The organism is Agrobacterium sp. CFBP2214 (assembly GCF_030209895.1).
In the GTDB taxonomy this organism is placed as follows: Bacteria; Pseudomonadota; Alphaproteobacteria; order Rhizobiales; family Rhizobiaceae; genus Agrobacterium; species Agrobacterium radiobacter.
On record NZ_JARVRC010000001.1, the window covers coordinates 932,579 to 954,944 of the forward strand.

23 protein-coding genes are annotated in these 22,366 nt (G+C 60.7%); 5 read left to right on the plus strand and 18 right to left on the minus strand.

From position 1 onward, the window contains the following. Nucleotides 1-37: 37 nt before the first annotated feature. The 4 genes from QRN60_RS04635 to QRN60_RS04650 form a co-directional block, all read right to left on the minus strand. Nucleotides 38-880, minus strand: a complete 843-nt coding sequence (locus QRN60_RS04635; RefSeq protein ID WP_111793948.1) for an MOSC domain-containing protein — start codon at nucleotides 878-880, stop codon at nucleotides 38-40. Between the two features lie 11 nt (nucleotides 881-891). After that, nucleotides 892-1,536, minus strand: a complete 645-nt coding sequence (locus QRN60_RS04640) for an HD domain-containing protein (protein WP_111793947.1) — start codon at nucleotides 1,534-1,536, stop codon at nucleotides 892-894. After that, nucleotides 1,533-4,304 (minus strand): DUF2339 domain-containing protein, encoded by a 2,772-nt coding sequence (locus QRN60_RS04645; protein ID WP_165001873.1) that lies wholly within the window; start codon nucleotides 4,302-4,304, stop codon nucleotides 1,533-1,535. Before QRN60_RS04645 ends, QRN60_RS04640 begins: the two co-directional genes overlap by 4 nt. 170 nt (nucleotides 4,305-4,474) lie before the next feature. Beyond that, nucleotides 4,475-6,034 carry a VOC family protein gene (locus QRN60_RS04650; protein WP_129564526.1) on the minus strand — a complete coding sequence of 520 codons (1,560 nt, stop codon included), beginning with the start codon at nucleotides 6,032-6,034 and terminating at the stop codon, nucleotides 4,475-4,477. A 290-nt stretch (nucleotides 6,035-6,324) separates the two neighbouring features. On the opposite strand from QRN60_RS04650, the gene QRN60_RS04655 reads away from it, so the two are divergent. From QRN60_RS04655 to QRN60_RS04665, 3 genes are all read left to right on the plus strand, one after another. Then, entirely contained in the window at nucleotides 6,325-7,368 is a 1,044-nt protein-coding gene (locus QRN60_RS04655) for an ABC transporter substrate-binding protein (RefSeq protein WP_060726121.1), read from the plus strand. Nucleotides 7,369-7,576: 208 nt separating this feature from the next. Beyond that, nucleotides 7,577-8,365: an ABC transporter ATP-binding protein gene (locus QRN60_RS04660; protein WP_003501967.1), complete on the plus strand. Its 789-nt coding sequence runs from the start codon at nucleotides 7,577-7,579 to the stop codon at nucleotides 8,363-8,365. Further along, a complete protein-coding gene (locus QRN60_RS04665; protein ID WP_112590376.1) occupies nucleotides 8,362-9,180 on the plus strand; it encodes an ABC transporter permease in 819 nt (272 codons plus the stop codon). The genes QRN60_RS04660 and QRN60_RS04665 overlap by 4 nt, the downstream gene beginning before the upstream one ends. A gap of 184 nt (nucleotides 9,181-9,364) precedes the next feature. Here the strand turns inward: QRN60_RS04665 and QRN60_RS04670 are convergent, their stop codons facing one another. From QRN60_RS04670 to QRN60_RS04710, 9 genes are all read right to left on the minus strand, one after another. Continuing rightward, the gene (locus QRN60_RS04670; protein ID WP_113082636.1) at nucleotides 9,365-10,051 is read right to left on the minus strand and encodes a metal-binding protein ZinT; all 687 of its coding nucleotides are present in this window, start codon (nucleotides 10,049-10,051) and stop codon (nucleotides 9,365-9,367) included. A gap of 168 nt (nucleotides 10,052-10,219) precedes the next feature. Continuing rightward, complete coding sequence (locus QRN60_RS04675; RefSeq protein ID WP_003501978.1) at nucleotides 10,220-11,041, minus strand: mechanosensitive ion channel family protein; 822 nt, start codon at nucleotides 11,039-11,041, stop codon at nucleotides 10,220-10,222. 75 nt (nucleotides 11,042-11,116) lie between these two features. Then, nucleotides 11,117-11,635: a tyrosine phosphatase family protein gene (locus QRN60_RS04680; RefSeq protein WP_113076223.1), complete on the minus strand. Its 519-nt coding sequence runs from the start codon at nucleotides 11,633-11,635 to the stop codon at nucleotides 11,117-11,119. Then, complete coding sequence (locus QRN60_RS04685) at nucleotides 11,632-12,255, minus strand: YfbR-like 5'-deoxynucleotidase (protein WP_162690384.1); 624 nt, start codon at nucleotides 12,253-12,255, stop codon at nucleotides 11,632-11,634. The genes QRN60_RS04680 and QRN60_RS04685 overlap by 4 nt, the downstream gene beginning before the upstream one ends. Before the next feature lie 2 nt (nucleotides 12,256-12,257). After that, the gene (gene ygfZ / locus QRN60_RS04690; RefSeq protein ID WP_077998481.1) at nucleotides 12,258-13,106 is read right to left on the minus strand and encodes a CAF17-like 4Fe-4S cluster assembly/insertion protein YgfZ; all 849 of its coding nucleotides are present in this window, start codon (nucleotides 13,104-13,106) and stop codon (nucleotides 12,258-12,260) included. Nucleotides 13,107-13,228: 122 nt separating this feature from the next. Continuing rightward, nucleotides 13,229-13,993 carry a hypothetical protein gene (locus QRN60_RS04695; RefSeq protein ID WP_003501985.1) on the minus strand — a complete coding sequence of 255 codons (765 nt, stop codon included), beginning with the start codon at nucleotides 13,991-13,993 and terminating at the stop codon, nucleotides 13,229-13,231. Between the two features lie 14 nt (nucleotides 13,994-14,007). Then, on the minus strand, nucleotides 14,008-14,265 hold the full coding sequence (locus QRN60_RS04700; protein WP_003501987.1) for a hypothetical protein: 258 nt from the start codon (nucleotides 14,263-14,265) through the stop codon (nucleotides 14,008-14,010). 105 nt (nucleotides 14,266-14,370) lie between these two features. Next, complete coding sequence (locus tag QRN60_RS04705) at nucleotides 14,371-14,808, minus strand: TIGR02301 family protein (RefSeq protein ID WP_003501989.1); 438 nt, start codon at nucleotides 14,806-14,808, stop codon at nucleotides 14,371-14,373. A gap of 98 nt (nucleotides 14,809-14,906) precedes the next feature. Then, complete coding sequence (locus QRN60_RS04710; RefSeq protein WP_020811564.1) at nucleotides 14,907-15,323, minus strand: NUDIX hydrolase; 417 nt, start codon at nucleotides 15,321-15,323, stop codon at nucleotides 14,907-14,909. 129 nt (nucleotides 15,324-15,452) lie between these two features. Here QRN60_RS04710 and QRN60_RS04715 point away from each other — a divergent pair, with 129 nt between their 5' ends. Next, nucleotides 15,453-15,776, plus strand: a complete 324-nt coding sequence (locus QRN60_RS04715) for a YnfA family protein (RefSeq protein ID WP_031234137.1) — start codon at nucleotides 15,453-15,455, stop codon at nucleotides 15,774-15,776. A 9-nt stretch (nucleotides 15,777-15,785) separates the two neighbouring features. Next, complete coding sequence (locus tag QRN60_RS04720) at nucleotides 15,786-16,547, plus strand: SOS response-associated peptidase (protein ID WP_065694921.1); 762 nt, start codon at nucleotides 15,786-15,788, stop codon at nucleotides 16,545-16,547. Between the two features lie 83 nt (nucleotides 16,548-16,630). Here the strand turns inward: QRN60_RS04720 and QRN60_RS04725 are convergent, their stop codons facing one another. From QRN60_RS04725 to QRN60_RS04745, 5 genes are all read right to left on the minus strand, one after another. Continuing rightward, the gene (locus tag QRN60_RS04725; protein ID WP_003501996.1) at nucleotides 16,631-17,923 is read right to left on the minus strand and encodes a GGDEF domain-containing response regulator; all 1,293 of its coding nucleotides are present in this window, start codon (nucleotides 17,921-17,923) and stop codon (nucleotides 16,631-16,633) included. A 388-nt stretch (nucleotides 17,924-18,311) separates the two neighbouring features. Next, nucleotides 18,312-18,443, minus strand: coding sequence for a hypothetical protein (locus tag QRN60_RS04730; protein ID WP_003496883.1), 132 nt, complete (start codon nucleotides 18,441-18,443; stop codon nucleotides 18,312-18,314). A 172-nt stretch (nucleotides 18,444-18,615) separates the two neighbouring features. After that, nucleotides 18,616-19,485 carry a CDP-diacylglycerol--serine O-phosphatidyltransferase gene (gene pssA / locus QRN60_RS04735; RefSeq protein ID WP_020009523.1) on the minus strand — a complete coding sequence of 290 codons (870 nt, stop codon included), beginning with the start codon at nucleotides 19,483-19,485 and terminating at the stop codon, nucleotides 18,616-18,618. Nucleotides 19,486-19,507: 22 nt separating this feature from the next. After that, nucleotides 19,508-20,206 carry a phosphatidylserine decarboxylase gene (locus QRN60_RS04740; RefSeq protein ID WP_060724011.1) on the minus strand — a complete coding sequence of 233 codons (699 nt, stop codon included), beginning with the start codon at nucleotides 20,204-20,206 and terminating at the stop codon, nucleotides 19,508-19,510. Between the two features lie 163 nt (nucleotides 20,207-20,369). Further along, complete coding sequence (locus QRN60_RS04745) at nucleotides 20,370-22,256, minus strand: ABCB family ABC transporter ATP-binding protein/permease (protein WP_060726127.1); 1,887 nt, start codon at nucleotides 22,254-22,256, stop codon at nucleotides 20,370-20,372. Nucleotides 22,257-22,366: the final 110 nt, after the last annotated feature.

Sequence of the window (22,366 nt, forward strand, 5' to 3'; positions counted from 1 at the left end):
TGTGGGCTGTGGGTTGGGTTTGACCCGAACCAGCAACTTACCGCCGTTTGATCGTCCAGCCTTCCGGCCGTTCCTCGACCACCTTTGCCACATCGCCGACGGACAGCTTGCCCTGGCTGCGCGGCGTCACATTCCAGCCGAAGAGCGGGCCGGGCACGCGCCGGTCGCCGGACATGCGGATGCGGCCCATGGCTTTCATGGGGGAGGGCACATCACGCGAGCCGGTGGTCTGATCCTGCGTGGTCATGATGCAGCGGGCGCAGGGCTTGACGAGATCGAAGCGAATGCCGCCAATCTCGATGGCCGCCCAGCGGTCCTCAGCCCATGGCTCATCCGTGTCAAGCACGATATTGGGCCGGAACCGCTCCATGCCAACAGCGTCTTCGCCATTGGCGCGCATATTGTCGTTCAGCGCGGCAAGCGAGGCCGTGGTGGTGACGAGGATCTGGTAGCCGTCCGCAAAGGTGACGGGCGTTTCGTTGCCCGTCCATTCGAGGCTCGCAATACGTTTCGAGGTATCATCAAAAAAGGCGAGCTTTACCTCGCGCCCCAGCCATGCCGAGAGCGTGCCATTGGTCTCGTCATCGGCGATATTGGCGCTGACGATCGATTTCCACACCGCCACATCCATGCGCTGCCCGGATGGCCGTGCGAAAATCTCATCTTCCCTGTCGCGCGCCAGCACCATGCCGCCATCCTCATGCCGGGCCAGCACCGTGGCGATGGCAGGCAATTCGCGCTGGGTGATGAAATGGCCCGAGGGATCGGTGAGCATGGCGCGGCGGTCACCCGGCAGGCCTTCGGCCGAAACGGCGCTTTCGGAGAGGGGAATGCCGCGCGCGCTCTTCAGCGGATAGATGTTGAGTTCGGTCACACGCATCTCGGGTCTCCTTAGATCTCGTCGAGAAACAGGTCCAGCACCTGTTTCAGCCGCTCGTGGCGGGCTTTGGCCATCTGCCGGCCTGTCTCGGTGCGAAAACCGTCGGCCAGCTTGAACAGCTTGGTTTCGAAATGGTCGATGGCAAAGGCGCGGTCGTCAAGCGGCCGGTCCTTCGCCAGCGGGTCGACTGGATCGTAAAGTGCCGAGCCCATGCGCCCGGCAATATAAAAGCAGCGCGCCGCCCCCACCATGCCGATGGCGTCCAGCCGGTCGGCATCCTGAAGGATTTTTGCCTCCAGCGTCTGCGGTTCGATATTGGCGGAAAAGCTGTGTGTGGTGATGGCATGGGCGGCGGCGTCAACATCCGCCTGTTTCCAGCCGAGCCCCATCAGAATGCCGGATGCCTTTTCCGCCGCAAGCCGCGAGGCCTGCGCGCGCAGCGGTGAGTTCTTCTCCACCGCCACACAATCATGCAACAGCACGCTGGCGGCCAGCACGGTGCCATCGCCGCCTTCGCCCACATGGATGCGCATGGCGTTGCGGAAGACGCGGTGAATATGGGCAAGATCATGCGAGCCGTCACCCGCATCGGCGGCGTGCGGTATCAGCTCCTGCGCAAGCGCGGCATAGGGCGCGAAAGCCTCGGCCGCGATCATGCCTGCGGCTTCCGGGTGAGGATTTTCTGGTAGAACAGGCCGATGCCGATGAGCACCGCGCCGAGCCCGATGAAGGACAGCGCCCTCAGCACGCCTTCGAGATTGCTCATGTCGATCAGGAACGCCTTGGCAACCGAGATCAGCACGAAGGCGGCCGATGCCAGACGCAGGCTGCGGGCATTAAAGCGCGAGCCAAGCACGAGCAGCAACACGCCGATCAGCAGCCAGACCACCGAATAGCTGTAGGTCTCGCCCTGCAGGAAACCCTTCCAGTCGGCAATATTTTCGCCCTGCCAGAAGCGGCGGACCGAAAGTGTGGCCCAGGCAAAACCGAGCGCTGCGCCCGCCACCGCCAGCATGCTGACATAGGGCGGGGGACGTTTTCCCCGCGCGTAATAGGCAAGGCCGCCATAGGCGAGCGCCGGCAGGAGGTAACCGATCAGCAGCAGGTTGAGGAACGGGATGCGGCCGGTATTTTCGCCGGTGAAATAGGGGTTGAGCGTGAAGAAATGCATCGTCAGCACGTTGATGACCGCAATCACGCCGGCAATCATCGAGCCGTAGCGGAAGATGGGGCTGGGGCTCTTCAGATCGAGCGTCATCAACACGCCCGAGAAGCCAATGGTCAGCAGCGTATAGATCGACTGTTCGCCAAGCGTCGGCACACTGTCATCCAGCGTGCCGCCATTCATTGCGTGGCGGATGAGGATGGCGACGGCGAGAAGCCCCATGACGCTGGCAATCGCCTGCAGGAAGTTCTTCGCCCTGACCCCCGGCCAGTCGCGCAGCAGCCATGCCGAGACGACGGCCAGCAGTGCGGGAATGCCGTAACCCGGAAGAAGCGCGTTGAAGACCGGCGTGAGCCCAAGATTTTGCGGCCCGACAATGGTGGGTTCCCAGGCGATGCGGCCGAGAACGGCAACGCTTGCCACGGCCATCACCCAGGGCAGAACCTCCCAGTTGCGGTAACGGCTTGCCAGCACATAGATGAAACCGATGACCGAAAGCAGAACGGTTGTCACCAGCCCTTCCGTCAGCGTGTGCAGGCTGAGCGCGAAGGCGGCGAATGATCCGAGCACGAGAATGTTGAGCGGCTTGCGATAGGCCTCATTGTTCTGCCGGTGCAGCCATTCGGCACCTGCAATCAACACGAAGCCGAGGCCGAGGCCATAGGCGGCGTGCAGCCAGTCGCGGCCGAGATTGCCGTATTCGACAAAGCTTGCGGTGGCGAGCCAGACCGGGAATAGCGCGGCGATACCAGCCCAGAGCTGGGCGAAATCCGCGTCGTCAGCACCCTTGCGTTTCAGGAAGGAGAAGGCGGACAGCACGAAGACGGCCCCGAGGCCGAGCGCCATGGCGATTTCCGCCGCATAGCCAACCGATACGGGCGGAAGCGACACGGCAGTGTCATTGATAACGCCGATGAGGTCGAGACCCTGACGTGACATCAGCGATACCGCAGCCTGCGCGCCAAGTGCTGCGATAATAGCGGGCCATACCGCATAGTGGCGGGCGGCGCCAAGGGCTGCAAGGGCGGCGATGAGCGCTGAAACGATCAGGGCCGGTTGAGTATCGACTCCGCCATCGGCAAAAAGGAAGCCGATTGCCGGCAGGATCACGGCCATCGAGACGGTGAGATTGAGGGCGAGTGACGGGCGTAGCAGAAGCCGCATGGCGCGGACGGCGCGTCGCTCGGGCGCTGCGGTTTCGGCAGTTTGGGCGGGCGGCGTGTCGAATGCCTTGCCGGGCCAGAGGAATATTGTTCCCGCCAGCATGACGAGCAGGGCAAGTGTTGGTGGTTCGGCGCTGATCGTTTCGGAAAAGCCGATATAGCCGAGCGCCCAGAGGCCAAGCCCGGCACTGGCGAGAGAGGGAACCACGGTCCAGCCCTGCCTGCGCGCCGCTGCCGCCGTTGCCAGCCAGGAGACGGTGAGGAAGACGAAGAGCGCCCAGATATTCGGCGTTTCGGTGGAAATCAGCGCGGGTGTCAGCATCGAACCGAGAAGGCCGAGACCGGCCAGCGCCTGCCCGTGCAGCAGCGAAAGCCCGATGGTGGCGAAAGCGACGAGGCCAAGCAGGCCAAAAGCCGCGCCGGGACCGATATAGTCGTAAATGCCATAGGCTGCATAAACCACGCCGAACAGCGTCAATGCGCCCGCCGCCGTCAGCACGCCCGGTATCATGGCGTTGGAATAGGTGGTGGCGATGCCCGGCACCGCCTTGCGGCGGATCGCTTCGCCGGCAAGCCCGAGAACAAGACCGAAAATGGCGGCGAGCGAAAGCCGCACGGCCGGGCTGAGCAGGCCCGATTCGATCGAATATTTAACGAGGAAAATGCCGCCGAGCGCCAGCGCCAGTCCACCGGCCCAGACCGCCCAGCGCGCGCCGAGCAGACTTTCGAAGCTCTCCTTCGTTGCCGGGGTGGATACGGCCTCGGCGGCAGGCGCAGGTTGGGCCTCCTCGCGCGCCAGCTCTTCCGATGCTGCCATGGCGGCGGCGTCTTCGGGCTCGGATGCGTATTCAGCCTGGAAGGCTGTGTCTTCCGCGGGGGGCGTGCTTGGCTCTTCCGCCTCGAAATCCGGTTTTACCGTGGATTCCGTGCTTTCCGTTTGCACTGCCGCAGCCGACGTCACGCCCGCAGCCATCAGCCGCTTGAGGCTGTGCACCTCCCGTTCGAGCGACTTGATTCGGCTTGAATTGCGGATGCTCGCGACCAGCGTGTAGATGAAGGCCGCGACGAGGGCGAGGATAAACAGCGGGATTTCCAAACGGACTCTCCAATTACGAAGCTGTTTTTAAAGCCCTTTTGGTGAATTTATGCAAGGCCCGGTTGATGAATGGTGTGGGTGGCGCGGGGGTAAGCATATGCCATTTGTTTCTTCTCCCCGACGGGGAGAAGAAATGGGTGGCCTCCGCTCGATCCGATGTACCGCTCGAATCAGGAGGCACCCGCCAGCCACCGCCGCGCCGCTTCGATATCGGTAAGCCCAAGCTCGTGCCCGTCCTCAACCGTTTCCATCTCGGCCTTTGCACCGCTCGCCGTGAGCTTTCCCTGCAGCTCGCTCGCCTTGTCGAGATATTTGTCGCGTTGTCCCGCCACGAGCAGGAAATTGTGGCCGGAAAGATCGGTTTGCGGCCATGTTTCGAGAACCGGCATCGGGCGATAGAGCAGGGCGTCGCCTGCAAGTTCGGGATAGAGCGCGGCAAAGGCAGCGTAGAAGTTCGCGCCATTGGAATGGCCGATAAACCGCAGTTTCGAGCGATCAAGACCATAGGCGCGGATTGCTCCCTCCACGAAGGCGGCAAAGGCTTCTGTTTCCGTGACAATATCCTGCTGGTCAAAGCTGAAATCGGGGAAACGGCGGAACCAGCGGGCGATTTCTTCTTCCGTGCTACGGCCGCGCACGCCCAGAAGGGTGGCGCCCGGTGCTGCCCGGTGCGCCAGCGGCATCAGGCTCGTTTCACTGCCGCCGGAACCGTGCAGCAGGATGATGGTGCTGCCATCAGCTTCCTCGGGCGTGTAGAAACGGTGCACGAAGGGCAGGTCGCGATAGATGATGCGTTCTTCGCCCGGCATCGAGAATTGCGGCAGGGCGACACGCACATCCGCCTCGTCCTTCATGAAGAGCGGTGGGATGAACAGTTTTTCGCCGAGCGAGTTCAGCGGTTCGTCCACCATCATGCCCGGCCCATCGGTCGCCATTTCGATCAGCACGCCGCCCGGTTCGCGGACGTAGAGCGAGTGGAAATATTTCCGGTCATGGGCGTTGGTGGTGCTGGAATTCAGCGATTTCAACCCGGTTAGAACCGTGTTCAGCTCATCCATATCCTTTGCGCGGAAGGCGATATGATCAACGGTGCCAGTGCCCGGCGCGCTGGACCAGAAGCCGGTGGCGTCGCGCACGTCGATAATGTCGCCGCTGTCGGAAATGAGCCGGCGGATCGCGCCCGCCTGGCTTTCCTGCCGGTAGCCGAAATGTTTCTCCAGAAACGCTACGGTTTCTTCCGGCACTTCACTCAGCACCGTCGCGCCATAGATTCGGCGAATGGCGTCTTCTGCGGAAATATCGTCGGTCACATGTGGCGTGGCATCGGCAAAGGCGCGGGTGCCGACCAGCTTGACGATCAGGCCGTCAGGATCTTTCAGCCGGATAACCGGAGCGCCGAATTCGTCAGTCGGGCCTTCCGCGCGGATGCCGAATCTCAGCGCCCGCGTCAGCCAGAAGCCGATCGCAGCGGGATCGATCGCCACGGAAATTTCCAGCGTCTGGCCGTACCCGACACGGCCCTGGCCGCCATCTTCCCAGACGAGAAATGTCAGAAGCGAGCCGGGTGAGGCGATGTCGTCGCCATAAAGCAGGTGAAGCTGCATGGCGTCTTCGAAGCCGGCCGTGCGCTTGGCCAGCCTCAAGCCCAGAAAGCCGGCGTAAAAATCCACATTCGCCTGCACCTTCCGGGTGATCATGGTGATGTGGTGTATGCCCAGTGCAGAATTCATCTTGCCGTCCCGCCGTTTCGCCTGCTGTTCCTGGCCCTATTTGTCGCACGCTGCCCCTGATCCGCAACCCCGGCAAATGAGAACGCTGTGTTCTCTGGGTGAACGATACTGCTTTCGCTTCGTTGCATTCGCGATGGGCAGATTGCCGGCTTTTTGCCTGTCTTGTGATTGTTTGTGCATATAAAATAAGCATACAAAATAACGGCTATTTTGTATGCAATTTTATCTTGCCTTGAGGGTTGGAATTGGGTCTTATGCAACCAATCCAACAAAACCATCAGGGGGAACAGATGATTTTAACGCGCAGGTTGTTGAGCCGGGCTCTGGCCATTACCGCCATCGGTGTAACCGCCGGCTTTTCGTTGCCGGCTGTGGAGGCGCGGGCCGAAACACCGGTGAAATTCACGCTCGACTGGAAGTTCGAAGGCCCCGCCGCGGGTTTCCTGCTGGCGCTCGACAAGGGTTACTTCAAGGCTGAGGGCCTGGATGTCACCATCGACAGCGGCAATGGTTCGGTGGAAGCCATTCCGCGCGTGGCGACGGGCGCCTATCAGATGGGTTTCGGCGATATCAATTCGGTGATGAAGTTCCTCGACGAAGATCCGAGCCAGAAGATCAAGGCCGTATATATGGTCTATGAGCGCCCGACTTTCGCCGTGGTCGGCCGCAAGTCGCTGGGTGTCACCGGTGATCCGAAGTCGCTGGAAGGCAAGAAGCTCGGCGCGCCGCCGCCGGATGGCGCTTTCGCGCAATGGCCGGCCTTCAAGCAGGTGGCGGGTCTCGACGACAGCAAGATCAAGATCGAATCGATCGGTTTTCCGGTGCGTGAACCGATGCTCGCTAAGGGCGATGTCGACGCCGTTTTCGGCTTTGCCTTTTCGGTGATCCTCAACCTCAAGAAACAGGGCATCGCCGATGACGATATCTCGACCATCCTGATGGCCGAGCACGGCTTGAATCTTTATGGCAATGCGGTGCTGGTAAACACTGATTTCGCAGAGAAAAACCCGGAAGCAGTAAAGGGCTTTCTGAAAGCATTGGCCAAGGGCTTCGCCGATTCCGTCAAGAACCCCGAAGAGGGCGTGGCGGCGGTGCTCAAGCGCAACGAGACGCTCGACAGCGCCATCGAGCTTGAACGCCTCAACATGGCCAACAGCATGAATATCAAGACGCCCTATGTGGTGGAAAACGGCATGGGCGGCGTCGATCCTGCCCGGCTTGCGGCCTCCGTCGAAACGCTGAAAGTCTCCCTCGGCCTGAAGGGCAACATCAAGGCGGAGCAGGTGTTCGACGCGACCTACCTGCCGGCCAAGGAAGAGCGCATGCTTCCGTAATGGGCGGAGTGAGCGGGTGCGGCATGCTTCTTCTCCCCGCCGGGGAGAAGGTCGCGGCAGCGGGATGAGGGGGCAAGCTCTCGGTCTATCGCTGGCGCTGCCCCCTCATCCGACCCTTCGGGCCACCTTCTCCCCGGCGGGGAGAAGAAACAAGCTGCAACGCTGCGGGGTTCAACCGCCCGATCAGCAACTTAAAACGGGAACAGCAATGTCACATCTCGTGGAAATAGACAGTGTCGACATGCGTTACGGCGGCTCCGCCGGCACGCTGGCCGTATCCGGTTTGAACCTGACGGTCGACAAGGGTGAATTCGCCGCCGTGGTCGGTCCCTCCGGCTGCGGCAAGTCGACCCTGATGAAGCTGGTGACCGGGCTGCATATTCCGCAGAAGGGCAATGTCATCGTTGCCGGGCGGCAGGTCACGGAGCCGGTTTCAATTGTCGGCATGGCGTTTCAGAACCCGACGATGCTGCCCTGGCGCACGACGCTTGAAAATATCCTGCTGCCGCTGGAAATCGTCGAGAGACATCGCCGACGCCTGCGCGCCCATAAGGCGGAATATGTCGCGAAAGCCGAGCGGCTGCTGGAAATCGTCGGCCTGAAGGGTTTCGGTTCGAAGTATCCGTGGCAGCTTTCCGGCGGCATGCAGCAGCGCGCCAATCTTTGCCGGGCCTTGATCCACGAACCGGAACTACTGATGCTGGACGAGCCTTTCGGCGCGCTCGATGCCTTCACCCGCGAGGAATTGTGGTGCGTCATCCGCGACCTGCACGCCGCACAGCGTGTCACCATCATCCTTGTGACCCATGATCTGCGCGAGGCGACATTTCTGGCCGACAAGATTTTCGTGATGAGCGCAAGGCCGGGCCGCGTGCTCGCGGAACACCGCGTGCCGTTTGCCCGCCCGCGCCAGCTCGATATCATGTATGACAGGGGTTTCAACGACATGGTGCAGGAACTGCATGGCGAGATCGCCCAGGCGAGGGTGGCGGCATGAGCGCGATTGTGGAAAGCACCGTTGCGGCCGAGTCGCGCAAGCCGCTGATCGCCCGCGTCAACTGGGTGAAAGCCGCTCCATGGCTTTATACGCTGGCGCTTTTCGTGTTGTGGGAACTGCTCGTCCATGCGCTGAAAATGCCGCCCACCATTCTGCCGTCACCGGTAAGGGTTGGACAGGCCATCATGCAATATTGGTCGCCGATCTGGAAGAATTCTCTGCAGACGCTTTATACGACGACACTGGGTTTTGCCATTGCTGTGGCCGCCGGTCTTGCCATAGGTCTGTTCATCGGCTGGTCGAAAACCATCTATGCCGGGCTTTATCCGCTGATGATCGGCTTCAACGCCATCCCGAAAGTGGCGCTTGTGCCGATCCTCGTCATCTGGTTCGGCATCGGCACGGTCCCCGCCGTGTTGACCGCATTCCTGATTTCCTTCTTTCCCATCGTCGTGAATGTCGCGACCGGGCTTGCCACCATAGAGCCGGAAACGGAAGATGTGCTGCGGGCGCTTGGCGCAAAGAAAATGGACATCATGCTGAAGGTCGGTATTCCGCGCTCCATGCCCTATTTCTTTGGCTCGCTGAAAATCGCCATCACGCTCGCTTTTGTCGGTTCGGTCGTGTCGGAAACCGTCGCTTCCAATTACGGCCTCGGCAACATGATGAGTTCGGCCCAGAGCCAATTCAATGTGCCGCTCGTCTTTGCCGGCCTGCTGATGCTCGCGGTGGAAGGCATCGTCATGTATGCGATCATGGCCTGGCTTGAAAAGCGCATGACCGGCTGGGCGCATCGTTCGACCATGGGGCAGTGAGCTTTTCTTCTCCCCGCCGGGGAGAAGATGCCCCGGAGGAGTAGATGAGGGGCACCGCCAGCGATAAGCCGAGAGCTTGCCCCTTCATTCCGCTGCCGCGACCTTCCCCCCTTGGGGAGAAGGTGACAAGCGGCAACCGCTCGCGTCATTCACGCATGCTGCGGAAGACCGCTAACTTACGGTCTCAATGCGCCGCCATTTCTTTCACGATATCGCCGCCGTCCATCAGGAAGGGATAATAGGTCGGCCAATTGGTCACTTCGTCCAGCAGCGCCTTGCGGTCAGCTCCCCAGTAGAGATGGTAATGGCCCGCCTTGACAGGGGCGATGGAGTGATCGCTGAACTGGATGAATTGCGGTGCGGCCTCATCGCCGCCGGTTTTCTTGAAGATGTAGCGGACACCGCGATTGCCCTTCTTGTAGGTCAGGATTTCATGGCCGTCGCTGGCATAGGTGCCTTCAGCGGGCTTGCCGTCCTTATAAAACGCCACGCTGTCACTCTTGATGACGATGCGGTTTACATCGGTCTTGTAACCGATGTCGTAATAGGCGCGGTATTCGGCGGCGGTCTTGTCGCCATGGGCTGCTTTTTCGGCCATGACGGGGTCCAACGAGCCGTTCAGCAGGTAAGGATAGACCGACTGCCAGTCGCCTTCCCAGTCGGAAAGCGCGCGTGGTTTCACCTGCGCATCCTCGAAATAACCCTTGTAGATCTGCTTTTCAGCCTCGGTCATCTGGTGGCCGTGATCGTGTCCATGGTCGTGGCTATGGGCTGCGGATTTGTCGCCGCCGGCAGCCATTGCCGTGGTCGCCGCCAGCAGCATTGAACCAAGTGCGACAGCGCCGGTGACGCGGGTAAGTATCTTCTGCATTGTTTCGGCCCTCTCATATCCATAAAAGTAAGTTACGTAATAACATTACGTAACGACCTATAGAGGCCACGTCAGCGGGATGCAAGTGTGTGCTTCAGCGTGGCGCAACGAAAAAGCGCGATGGCTGCTGCAGCCACCGCGCTTGAAGAGAGGGGGAGGCGCGAGGCCTCAGGCAGGCTGCGCGTTCACTTCCGCCTTGCGCTCGTCGAAGGCGAGCTTCATGGCCTTCGTCACGTCGCGGGTTGTCGCGAAATAACTGTCGCTGCGCACCCAGTAGCGCAATTTGACGGTGGCGCTGTCGGCGCTGACCGAATCGACGAAGGTGACGGGGGCGGGGTCCAGCAAAACCCGGCTCTCCGAGCGCACGACTTTCATCAGCATATTCTGCGCGGCCGTGAGATCCTCGTCAGTCTTGACCGTCAGGCTCAGTTCGTGACGGCGCGAGGGAAAACGGCTGTAATTGGTGATCGGCACGTTCCAGAGGGTGGAGTTGGGCGCGAGACGATAGAGCCCATCGCTGGTCTTGAGTTCGGTGGCAAAGAGCCCGATCTCGATCACCGTGCCGCTGACCGTGCCGGTCTCGATATATTCACCGACCCGGAAGGGGCGCAGCACCAGAAGCATGATGCCGGCGGCAATATTCTGCAGCGTGCCCTGCAGCGCCAGACCAATGGCCAGACCGGCGGCGCCAAGGGCGGCGAGAATGGAGGCCGTCTGCACGCCGAACTGGCCAAGCACCATGACCAGCACGAGAATGAGAACCACATAGCGGATGGCGCCCGCGAAGAAGCCGGCAAGCGTCGCATCGAAGCCGCGAATGCGCGACAGGCCCTGAAAGGCCCAGCGTTGCAGGAAGGTGGCGGCCAGCCAGCCGATGATCAGCAGCAGAAGCGCACCAACGACCGAGAAGGAATATTGCACCGCAAGCGCGCTCGCCTGCTGCAACGCCGCCTGCGATGCGACGATGATATCCGTTGCCTGTTGTTCCATGAATTATCCTGTGATTTTTATTGCTGTTCAGGGTTGGTAACGACTGGACGCCGTGAGGGTTCCGCTAAAACGGCCTCAGGCGCCAAGCGGCAGTACGAAGGGCACGTTACCATCCGTATCCGCGCCCCTGCCGATTTTTTCGATCGCCGCCACCAGCCTGCCGTCGCGTCCGAGCAGACGGTCGCCGATGGCAATGATGCGGGCATTCGGCGTGGAATAGGGTGAGACGGCGCGCAGGCGCAGCGCAAGCTCCATTTCATCCTGGTCAGGATAAAGGCTGAGCGCTGCGATGACGGCGGCGGCGGGCGAGCGCGAAACACCCATCCAGCAATGGACGAGCAGCGGCGCGGACTGGTCCCATTCGCGGGCGAAATCGATCAGCCTCAACACATGCGCATCATCAGGCGCGATGAGATCAGCGGTGCCCTTGAATGTGATGTCGTTCATGGCAAGCGTCAGATGCCGGTCTGCGGCAATGACGGCGGGGCGGTGAAAGGCCTGCTCTTTGGCGATCAGTGTCACCATTTCACGGGCCTTGTGCTTCACGGCCATCTCCGCGATCCGCGACAGCGGCGATACGACAATGGCCGTCATGTCGCGCTCCCCGTCTTGACCGCGCGCAGCGCCTCGATCGCTTCGAAACGTTCGATGAACAGCTTTTGCGCTTCGGTGGAGGGCAGGGGCGTCATGTCGAACATATCGCGGGTAATGCCGCGCGGCAGGCCGAAGAATTTCTGCGCCTCGGCGGTGGAAAAACCGGCAAGCTCCGTCGCCTCGAAAAAGGCGGCGACCGTGTCGGCCTTCTTGATGCGGTCCTTCAAGTCGCGCGATGCATGTGGTGGCAGGCCGAAACGCAGATGCACGGCGGCCTCCAGCCGTTTTTCCACGGTCTTGTAACCACCGCCGACCACGGATTTGAACGGCGAGATCATATCGCCGATGACATATTCCGGCGCGTCATGCAGAAGCGCCATCTGCATGTCATCAGGCGTCGCACCCGTGCACATGCGGCAGAAGATGGTTTCGACGATGAGGCAATGCTGGGCGACGGAAAAGGCGTGGTCGCCGCGCGTCTGGCCGTTCCAGCGGGCGACACGGGCAAGGCCGTGGGCGATATCGGCAATTTCCACATCGAGCGGCGAAGGGTCGAGCAGATCGAGCCGCCGGCCGGACAGCATGCGTTGCCAGGCACGCGGGCTTTTTGCGGGCGTCACTCTTAATCCTCCGCCCGAGCCGCGGGATCGGCCGCCGGGAAGGAAAGGCCGCTCCAGGCCGGCAGGGCCACGGTCACGGGGACAGTCCCGGCAAGAAGCGGCGTGCCCGAAGCAAGCGCGTCGGCAATGCGGTCGATCCGCACGATGGCAAGCGCCCTGTTGCCGCAAACGGTTCCAAGCGTGCCGACCGGTTTTCCGTCGGCGGTAATCTCCGCCCCGCTGGCGGGCAACGCGCCTCCGGCCGAAACGGTGACGACGCGGCGTCTTGCCGTACCGCGGTGCTTCATGCGCGAGACGACTTCCTGACCGACGAAGCAGCCCTTCCTGAAGGAAACGCCGTCATTCACATCCATCAGAACATCATGGGGAAAAGCATCCTGCAGCGCATAATCCCGGCCGGATTCGGCAATGCCATGGTCAACGCGCAGCGCATCATAGGCCGCAACATCGCCCGAGGCCGATGCGCCCGGTAGCCTGAAGAGATCGATTCCGGCCTTGGCGAAACGGCCGTCCCTGACGCCTGCCACCGGTGCAGTCTCGGTCCAGAAAACGCTCACACCTTCGACCGTCCCGACTTTGAGGTCGACCGGTGCGCGCAGCTTGTACATGGTCAGGCGGCGCAGCAATGCGTCCTGTTCGGCGGCGCCCGTTTCGATCAGATAGTCCCCGCCATCGCGCCAGATCAGGAAATCGAACAGGATCTTGCCCTGCGGCGTCAGAAGTGCCGCGGCCCGGGCCTCGCCTGCCGGCAGATTTTCGATATTTGCGGTGATGAGGTTGTTCAGAAACTCCTCGGCGCCGGTGCCGGAAACCCGGATCAGGCGGCGGTCGGCAAGAAAGGCGGAAGGCATGGTGTCACCGTTCGGTTCGTCGAGACTATGCGGATAGCAGGCAAGATGCAGATGCATTTGCCGGAATGCTCATTCCGCACAGTTAGGATTTTTGCCCGAGAACGGCAAGCACTGCGATGCGATCAATCGCCGGCGGTGAAGAACTTCCACTTGCCGTCAGGCGAAATGCCGACGCGATAGAAGCTGTAATTGCCAAATTCCTGCATGTCCGCCAGATCGCCCGCCGTGATGATTCGCAGAAGCTCCACCTTTTCCGGTGCAGTCAGCGTATTCAGCGGTTTTCCGGCAAAATAGGGGAAAACATAGGCTTCGTCAGGGGTGCCGGCATCGATATGGGCATACCCGGTCGACAGGAGATCGATGATGATCGCCAGCACTTCCAGCCCGTCCGGATCGCCGGAATAGCTTTTCAGCGCTGCAATCGGGTCTTCGCTGTCATTGCCGTCGATGCGGAACTGGTTCTGCCCGGCGGCGATGAAGGGTCGCAGCTTTTCGATATCGCCTGACGCGGCGGCATCGATGATCTGCTGGCGCAGCTTGCGCACGGGTTCCGGCGCCTTGGAAATGTCGTGCTCGATTACAACAGACATTTCCGGGGTGTTATCGGGCTTGGCGGATTGCTGGTTTGCCTGGCCAGCGGAACGGTCCACCAAAGGGTCGGGCAGGGGAATGCCTTCCGAATCGCCTTCGATCTCGTCCGGCTCAGCAGGCTGGGCCTGCTGCGGCTGCTCGCTCTCGGCCTTTGGCTCGCTTTCGGTGTTCTGCGCCGGCTTCAGCTCGGAAAGGGCAAAGGCGCGGCTCGGCACGCCAATCGGACCGGCGGTCAGGGCAAGCAGAATGGACAGCAGGGCGGAAGAGCGCAAAAGGCCCTTGCTCAGGCAAGACATGATAGACCCCGGCTTTACTGTATTACCCGCTGCGGCGAAAATTCGCCCTGAAGCATGCGCTGGCGCAGCGATTCCAGCATTGCTTCAGCGCCGGCCTCGCCATGGATACGGATGGTTTCGCGCATGGCCAGAGCGATGGCGGCATCGGCGATGATCTCCGGCTCGATGCCGTCGGCCATGCCGTCAGCCCATGCCTCGTTCTGGTGTTCCAGAGCGACCTGCATCTTTTCATGCACGATCATATCGTCGATTTCGTTACGGCTTGTCTGCATTTTTCATCCTCGACAGGGCGGGCAAGTCCTTACCACCCTGTTAACAACACTAGCAGCCTTTTATCAAAACGGCACGGGCTGCGGCGAAAAGAGGTTAACAATCCTCTAATTTCCGAACCTGGACGCGATTTCCTGCGCGAGTGTTGCCCCTTCGTTACGGTAGTTCTCTTCTGCCATGATGGCGGCGCGTGTGCAACTGGTGTGGATGGCCGCAAAGGAGCGGTATCCACGGTTGAATGCAGCCGTCATGCGCTGACGTCGTTCAGGTTCGTTGGCCGTGTCCGCAGCCAGAAGATCGCTCATCGACCTGCGCCAGTCCTCCGGTCCGGAAGAGGGGCACAGGGTTCTCAGATATTGCACCGCGCCCAGTATTTCCGACAGCCGTGCCAGCTTGTCGTCATAAGGAGCGGGCTTGGGCGGTGTCACTTCCGCTGGACGTGCCTCGGAAGCCGGTTTTGAAGGCTGCGCATAAGCGATGCCTTCCTGCCCTGATATGGCAAGCATGGTCAGAAAAAGAGACAGGAAGATGGTTGGCCGTATCAAAATTCTATTCTGCCCCACACATACTCGTGAACTGTTGGCTCGTGACCATCCGGCGGGCGGATCGGTCCTAGATAATAGCGATTCTGGCTGACTGGCAATCATGCAAGCAGGCGCTCGGCGCATTCGACCACACTTTCGGGCGCAGGCAGAAGGCGGATTTCCGCCAATGTGTACCACCCGGCATCTGCTGCATCGTCGCCCACAGTCACGACGGGGTCGGCATCCGTCTCCACGGTGAAGACGGAGAGGAAATAATGGCTCGTCAGCTCGCCTTCAGCGTCGCGGGAGGGAAGATCATAGGTCGCGAAAAGCTGCGGCCTTCGCGCCACGATACCGGTTTCCTCGTGCAATTCGCGCAGCGCCGTCTCGGCTGCCGTTTCGCCGTCTTCGCCGCGCCCGCCCGGAAAGGCGAACATGTCCTTCGAGGGCGGGTTGATACGGCGCACGAGAAGCAGTCGGTCTCCGTTCCTGACGATGGCGGAGGAGGCAGCGCGGGGCTTGATACGAAGGGTCATGAATGGTTTCGCTTGTTTCGGCCGTCTGCGGCCTGTCTATAGTGTCGTGGTCCGGAAAATCGATTCCGGTTTCCGAAGTGAGCGTTATAGTCCGGAACTGTCGCGATTGTGCATGCTAAAGACGGTGGAATGAAGGTCTATCTTATCTATGTCCTGGCGGCTCTTGCCGAAATCGCCGGCTGTTTTTCCTTCTGGGCCTGGCTGAAACTCGGCAAGACCGGGTGGATATTGCTGCCGGGCATGCTGGCGCTGGCCGCTTTCGCCTGGCTTCTGACGCTGGTTCCGACGGAGGCGGCGGGCAGGGCTTATGCCGCCTATGGCGGGATTTATATCGCTGCTTCGCTTTTCTGGCTCTGGGGCGTGGAAGGGCATGCGCCGGACAAATGGGATATTGCCGGCGGCGCTGTCTGCCTTGCCGGCACCGCCATCATCCTGTTCGGACCAAGGGGTTGAGGAAAAAGCATGTGTGGACGTTTCGTGCTGAAGGCGACACCCGAGGAGATCGCCGACTATCTCGATCTGATCGGCCTTGAGGATTTTCCCGCCCGTTTCAACATCGCACCGACGCAGCCCATATTGATCGTGATGGAGGGGGAGCGGCAGGAGCGCGGCAGCAACCTGCCCAATCGCCGCGCCGTGCTGGTCCGCTGGGGTTTCATGCCGGGCTGGGTAAAGGACCCGAAGGATTTTCCGCTGCTCATCAACGCCCGTTCGGAAACCGCCATCGGCAAGGCCTCCTTCCGCGCCGCCATGCGCCATCGCCGCGTGCTGGTGCCCGCAACCGGCTTTTACGAATGGCGACGCCCGCCGAAGGAGGAGGGCGGCAAACCGCAACCCTATTTCATTCGCCCGAAAAGTGGCGGCATCGTCGCTTTCGCCGGCCTCATGGAAACCTGGTCTTCCGCCGACGGTTCGGAGGTCGATACCGGTGCGATCCTCACCACCGCCGCCAATGCCGCGATCGGCCGTATTCACGACCGCATGCCTGTTGTCATTGCGCCCGAGGATTTCAGCCGCTGGCTGGATTGCAAGACCCAGGAACCGCGCGAGATCGTCGACCTGATGCGGCCGGTTCAGGATGATTTCTTCGAGATGATCCCGGTATCGGACAAGGTCAACAAGGTCGCCAATGTCGGTGCCGATCTCATCGAGCCGGTGCCGGAAAGCGCGCCGCTGGCGAAGATCAAACCGGCGAAGGATGACGGGCAGATGTCGCTGTTTTGAGATGCTTTCCGAGGAAGTTGAGGTCAGCCGTCGTTACGCGGCACGCGCTCGGTCCCACACAAGACTATCTTGTTCAGAAAAGCTCAGCTGTTCCGGCCGATCTTCTGCAGGCCTTCCTGGATCATGATGTCGGAATAGACGCGGTTGCGGCCATTTGCCTTGGCGAGATAGAGCAGCTGGTCCGCCGCATTCAGCTGGTTGTCGAAGGGTTCACCCTTTTCGATCTCCACGACGCCGAGCGAAATCGTCAGGGCGAGGCTGCTGCCGCTCAGCTGCCGGCCGTTCTTTTCCACCTGTCCACGTAGCTCTTCGCAGAACTGATAGGCGGCTCGCGCATCCAGCCCACGTAGGAACACGGCAAACTCCTCGCCACCGAGGCGGGCGGGAATATGGCGTTGTTCATCGCACATGTCATGCAGCAGTTCGGCCAGCTTTTTCAACGCCCTGTCGCCGGCATCGTGCCCCAGCGTGTCATTGATCTTCTTGAAATGGTCGATGTCGAGAATGGCGACGGCGCCGCTCTCGTCATTGCCGTTGATGACATCCATCAGCGCCCGCGTGCGCTCGAAGAAGGAGCGGCGATTGGGCAGACCGGTGAGGTGGTCTCGTTCGGCCAGCTCGCGCAGGCGTTTAAGCTGCTTCAGCGTCTCGATATTGTTATCGATGCGGCACTGCAATTCTTCCGGCACGAAAGGGCGGTAGACGAAATCCGAGGCGCCCGCCTTCAGGAAGCTTGCCGAAAGCAACCGGTCGGTGGAGGACGATATGCCGATCACCCGCAAATCTTCGGATGAGCGGCTGTCGCGGATGCGGCGCGTCAGCTCATAACCGTCCATGTCGGGCATATGGTAGTCGGTGATGACAAGCTGGATCGTCGGGTCCTGCGACAGTATTTCCAGCGCCTGCTTGCCCGAATGGGCCTCGCTGACCCTGAAATTCTGCCGCTCGAGAATTTCCACGAGACCGGAGCGGGCTGTGCGAACATCATCGACCACCAGGACGGAAAAAAGCTTGTTGCTCAAAATCCGCTGGACCGTTCTGACCACCGCATCGACGGTGCGATGGCCGTCCTTGACAATATAGTCGATGATCTTCTTCTCGGCGTAGCGCTTGCGCGCCTCGTCATCCACCGTGGCGGTGAAAACGATCGCCGGCACCTTACGCTCGGATAAAAGTGCGAGAATCTCGCCCTTCGGTGCATCGGGCAGATTGAGACCCGTCAGCGCCAGCGTGAAACTATGGGCTTGCATGAGGGCATCGGCCGCGGCCATGCTGTCGCAATGAACAACCTCGGCTTCCGTTTCTTCCGAAAGCCGCGTCTTCAGCAGCATGGAAAGAGCAACGGAATCTTCAATCAGAAGGATTTTATCCTGCATGGCCGTCCCAAGCCCCCCTGGCCTGTCTTCACAATCTTCCCCCAACGCCGAATATTCGTCATCCGCATTTCTGCGAATTCGAAAATTGGCTTATTCATTGTTGTGGAAAAAAATGCGGAATAGAAAAGTTCTTTTGTATTCACTAATCTATACGTCGCTGTTCGTATAGCCTTCTTGTGGAAGGCGAGATTTTTACTACATTTTCGTTTCAGCTTCGTTACAGAAGGCTGCCAATTTTGCAAATGATTGACGATCCGCAGTTTCGCGGAACGCCATATACAAAAACGGCGCCCGGAAAAGGCGCCGCATGCTTGTTGATCTTCCGTCCGCAACTCTCCGTTTTCCGGGTAGTCCGCAAAAACCGGGAAAATCAAAAAAGCGAATATTTTCAGGCGGTTTTGGCAGCGGGCTTACGCTTCAGCATCAGGGCTGCGGCCGCAACGGCCTTCAGTCCGAGCGGGCGGTAGTGGCTGTTGAGGTCGGGCTTCGCCTGCGGCTGTGCCTTCGTCTCGTTCGTCATTTCTCTCTCTCCACAATTCACGCCAATCGCCGTTGCGATGCGTGTGAGCCACTTCTTTCGCGGCTAATCTTGACGGATTCGAGGCGAAAAAAACGAAGCCGGCTTTTCAGGCTGCGACATTTTGCGTCACACCCTGCGCCGGCTTGTAGCGAGAAAAAATAAACCTGCGGTTTTAAATGCCGCGATCGAGGCCGTTGCCGCCGTTCGCGTCGTCATGCGCGTCTTCCTCGATTGTCAGCGTGCCGTAGCGGCGGTGCCAGAGGCGGGCGCTGATGGGAATGAAGACGAGATAGGCGGCGACGGTCAGAACCAGAACTTCCCAGGTGAAGCTCATCAGCATCGCCACATAGAGCACGACGACGAGGATCATCGGCAGCACCAGATCGCGGCGGATGCGGCTGGTGCCCGATTTTCCCGACCAGACCGGCAGGCGGCTGATGAGGAGATAACCGATCAGGACCGTATAGGCGGCAGCGACATAGGCGAAAGGCTTATCCGGCTCGACGCCGAGGAAGCCGAGATAGACAGGCAGAAGCACCAGCATGGCGCCCATCGGGGCCGGCACGCCCACGAAAAATTCATTCTGCCATGGCGCCTTTACCGGCCGCTCGATCATGACGTTGAAACGCGCCAGACGCAGGCCGGCGGCGATGACATAGATGAGTGCGGCGATCCAGCCGATGGAACGCGCCTGATCTAGAAGGTAGGCATAGACCACGAGGGCAGGGGCGACACCGAAATTGACGATATCGGCCAGAGAATCCATCTGCTCGCCGAATTTCGACGTCGCTTTCATCATGCGGGCGATACGCCCGTCTATGCCGTCGAGAAAGGCTGCCAGCAGCACCATGCCGACGGCCAGCTCGAAGCGGCCCTCAATGGCGAGACGCACGCCGCTCAGGCCCGCACAGATGGCCAGAACGGTGATGAGATTGGGAACGACGAGGCGGAAGGGAATTTCCCTCAGCCGCGGTCCACGGCCGCTGTCGCTGCGGCCCTCGGGTTTGCCGTTCTGTTGCGGCTCGGCGATCGGCGTTTCCATGCGCATGCCCTTCCTGTTTCCGTCAGCCGCGGCGGCTGACGACCGGACCCTTGGCCGAGCCGAATTCGGCAAGCACGGTTTCACCGGCAATCGCCGTCTGGCCGACCGATACACGCGGCTCGAAACCTGCGGGAAGGAAGATATCGAGACGCGAACCGAAACGGATAAGACCGAAACGCTCACCGGCATCAACCGGTTCATTCGGCTTTACCCAGCAGACGATGCGGCGTGCAACCATGCCGGCGATCTGCACCACGCCGACCTTGCCATGCGCGGTTTCGATGACGAGGCCGTTGCGCTCGTTGTCTTCCGAGGCCTTGTCCACTTCCGCATTGAGGAAGAGGCCGGGACGGTAGGCGACATTGACGATGCGGCCGCGTACCGGCGCGCGATTCACATGGCAGTTGAACACGTTCATGAACACCGAGATGCGCACCAGCGGCTCCTTGCCGAGTTCCAGCTCCAGCGGCGGAACGACGCTCTGCACGGCGGAAACCTTGCCGTCGGCCGGGCTGATGATGAGGTCGTCATCCTGCGGCGTGACGCGCTCGGGGTCGCGGAAGAAATAGGCGCACCAGGCCGTCAGGACGAGGCCGACCCAGAACAGCGGTTCGGCGATCCAGCCGAGCACCAGCGATGCGACGAAGAAGGCCGCCACGAAGACATAACCTTCCTTGTGGATCGGTACGATGGTGTTGCGAATGGTGTCGAACAGATTCATGAGATTCCTTGCTCCGGTTTTCGTCTGCCGCGTCTATATGTGGTCGTGATACGACACGCTCCACACGGCAATGCGACAAATTTTGCCTAGCTGGTTACAGCCAAACGCCCCGCGCGGCAATGGCGGGGTTCGTCCGTTGGCCCAGTTACCCCGGGTATAGCCATCAATGGGCGGGTTCGCCGCGGTCGATGACACCCAGATCGTCGGTTTCGCGAACATGGCGCAGCATTTCCTCCGCCCGGATCGCCTCGCGCTGGCGGCTCCACATCGAGGCATAGAGACCGTTCTGCGTCATCAGCGAGCTGTGGGTGCCGCGTTCGGCAATCAGCCCTTCCTTCAGCACGATGATCTCATCCGCGCCGATGACGGTTGAAAGCCGGTGGGCGATAACCAACGTCGTGCGGTTCTTCGAGACGATATCGAGCGCGCTCTGGATTTCCTGTTCGGTGTGGGTGTCGAGCGCCGAGGTAGCCTCGTCGAGAATGAGGATCGGCGGGGCTTTAAGGATCGTGCGGGCAATCGCCACGCGCTGCTTTTCACCGCCGGAAAGCTTCAGGCCCCGTTCGCCGACCATTGTCGCGTAGCCCTCCGGCAGCTTGCCGATGAAGGCGCTGATCTGCGCCGCATCCGCCGCCGCCCTCAGTTCCTCGTCGGTTGCCGAGGGGCGACCGTAGCGGATGTTATAGGCAAGCGTGTCGTTGAAGAGCACGGTATCCTGCGGCACCATGCCGATCACCGAGCGCAGGCTCTTCTGCGTCACGTCGCGAATGTCCTGTCCGTCGACGGTGACGGAGCCCTCCTGAATATCGTAGAAGCGATAGAGCAGCCGCGAGATCGTCGATTTTCCCGCACCTGAAGGCCCGACGATCGCCACCGTCTTGCCCGCCGGCACGTCGAAGGAAACGCCCTTCAGGATCGGTCTTTCGGGGTCATAGGCGAAGTGCACATCGCGGAAGGAGATGGCACCTGGGCCGGCCGCGAGCGGTTCTGCATCCGGCCTGTCGGTCACTTCGGCTTCCACCTCCAGAAGGTCGAACATCTGCTCGATATCGGTCAGGCCCTGTCGGATTTCGCGATAGACGAAACCGATGAAGTTGAGCGGCACCGAAAGCTGCAGCAGAAGCGCGTTGACGAAGACGAAATCGCCGATGGTCTGTTCGCCGCGCTGCACCGCAAGCGCAGACATCACCATCATAACGGTCGAGCCGATGCCGAAGATCACGCCCTGACCGAAGTTCAGCCAGCCGAGCGACGTCCAGATCGAGATCGCCGACTTCTCATAGCGCTCCATGGCGACATCGAAACGTCGCGCCTCCATCTCCTCATTGCCGAAATATTTGACCGTCTCGAAATTCAGGAGCGAGTCGATCGCCTTGGTGTTGGCGTCGGTGTCGCTGTCATTCATGGCGCGGCGAATGCCGATACGCCAGTTGCTGGCCCGCACGGTGAACCAGATATAGGCCCAGACGGTGATGACCGTGACCAGCACATAGGAAAAACCGTAGGAAGCCCAGAAGATGATCGCCGTCAGCAGGAATTCGATGAAGGTCGGCGCTGTGTTGAGGATGGTGAAACGGACAATGGTTTCAATGCCCTTGGTGCCACGCTCGATAACCCGCGAAAGCCCGCCGGTCTTGCGCTCCAGATGGAAACGCAAAGAAAGCCGGTGCATGTGCACGAAGGTTCTGTAGGCGAGCTGGCGCACCGCATGCTGGCCGACGCTCGCAAAGAGGGAATCGCGCAGCTGGTTGAGCCCGACCTGGATCAGCCGCGTCAGATTGTAGGCGATAACAAGTGCGACGGCGCCGAGCAGGAAGGCCGGGACCAGTCCTGCCATATCGAGCTTGCCATTCAGCGCATCCGTTGCCCATTTGAAGAAATAGGGAACGGCGATCAGCACCAGCTTGGCGACGATGAGGAATACGGTCGCCCAGACCACCCGCATCTTCAGGTCCCACCGACCCTCCGGCCACATATAGGGCCAGAGATTGATCAGCGTCTGGGTCGGATTGCTGGAATCCGCCGAAATTGTTTTTTTGGTCGTGGCCATCATTCTCTCCGGTCACTGCCGGAAGCCGACAGCAGGACGGCGGCTCTGGTCAAGCCGCCGCGCGTGTCACAGATAGGGTCGTCACGGGTTCACCGCAACGCTTCAAATGC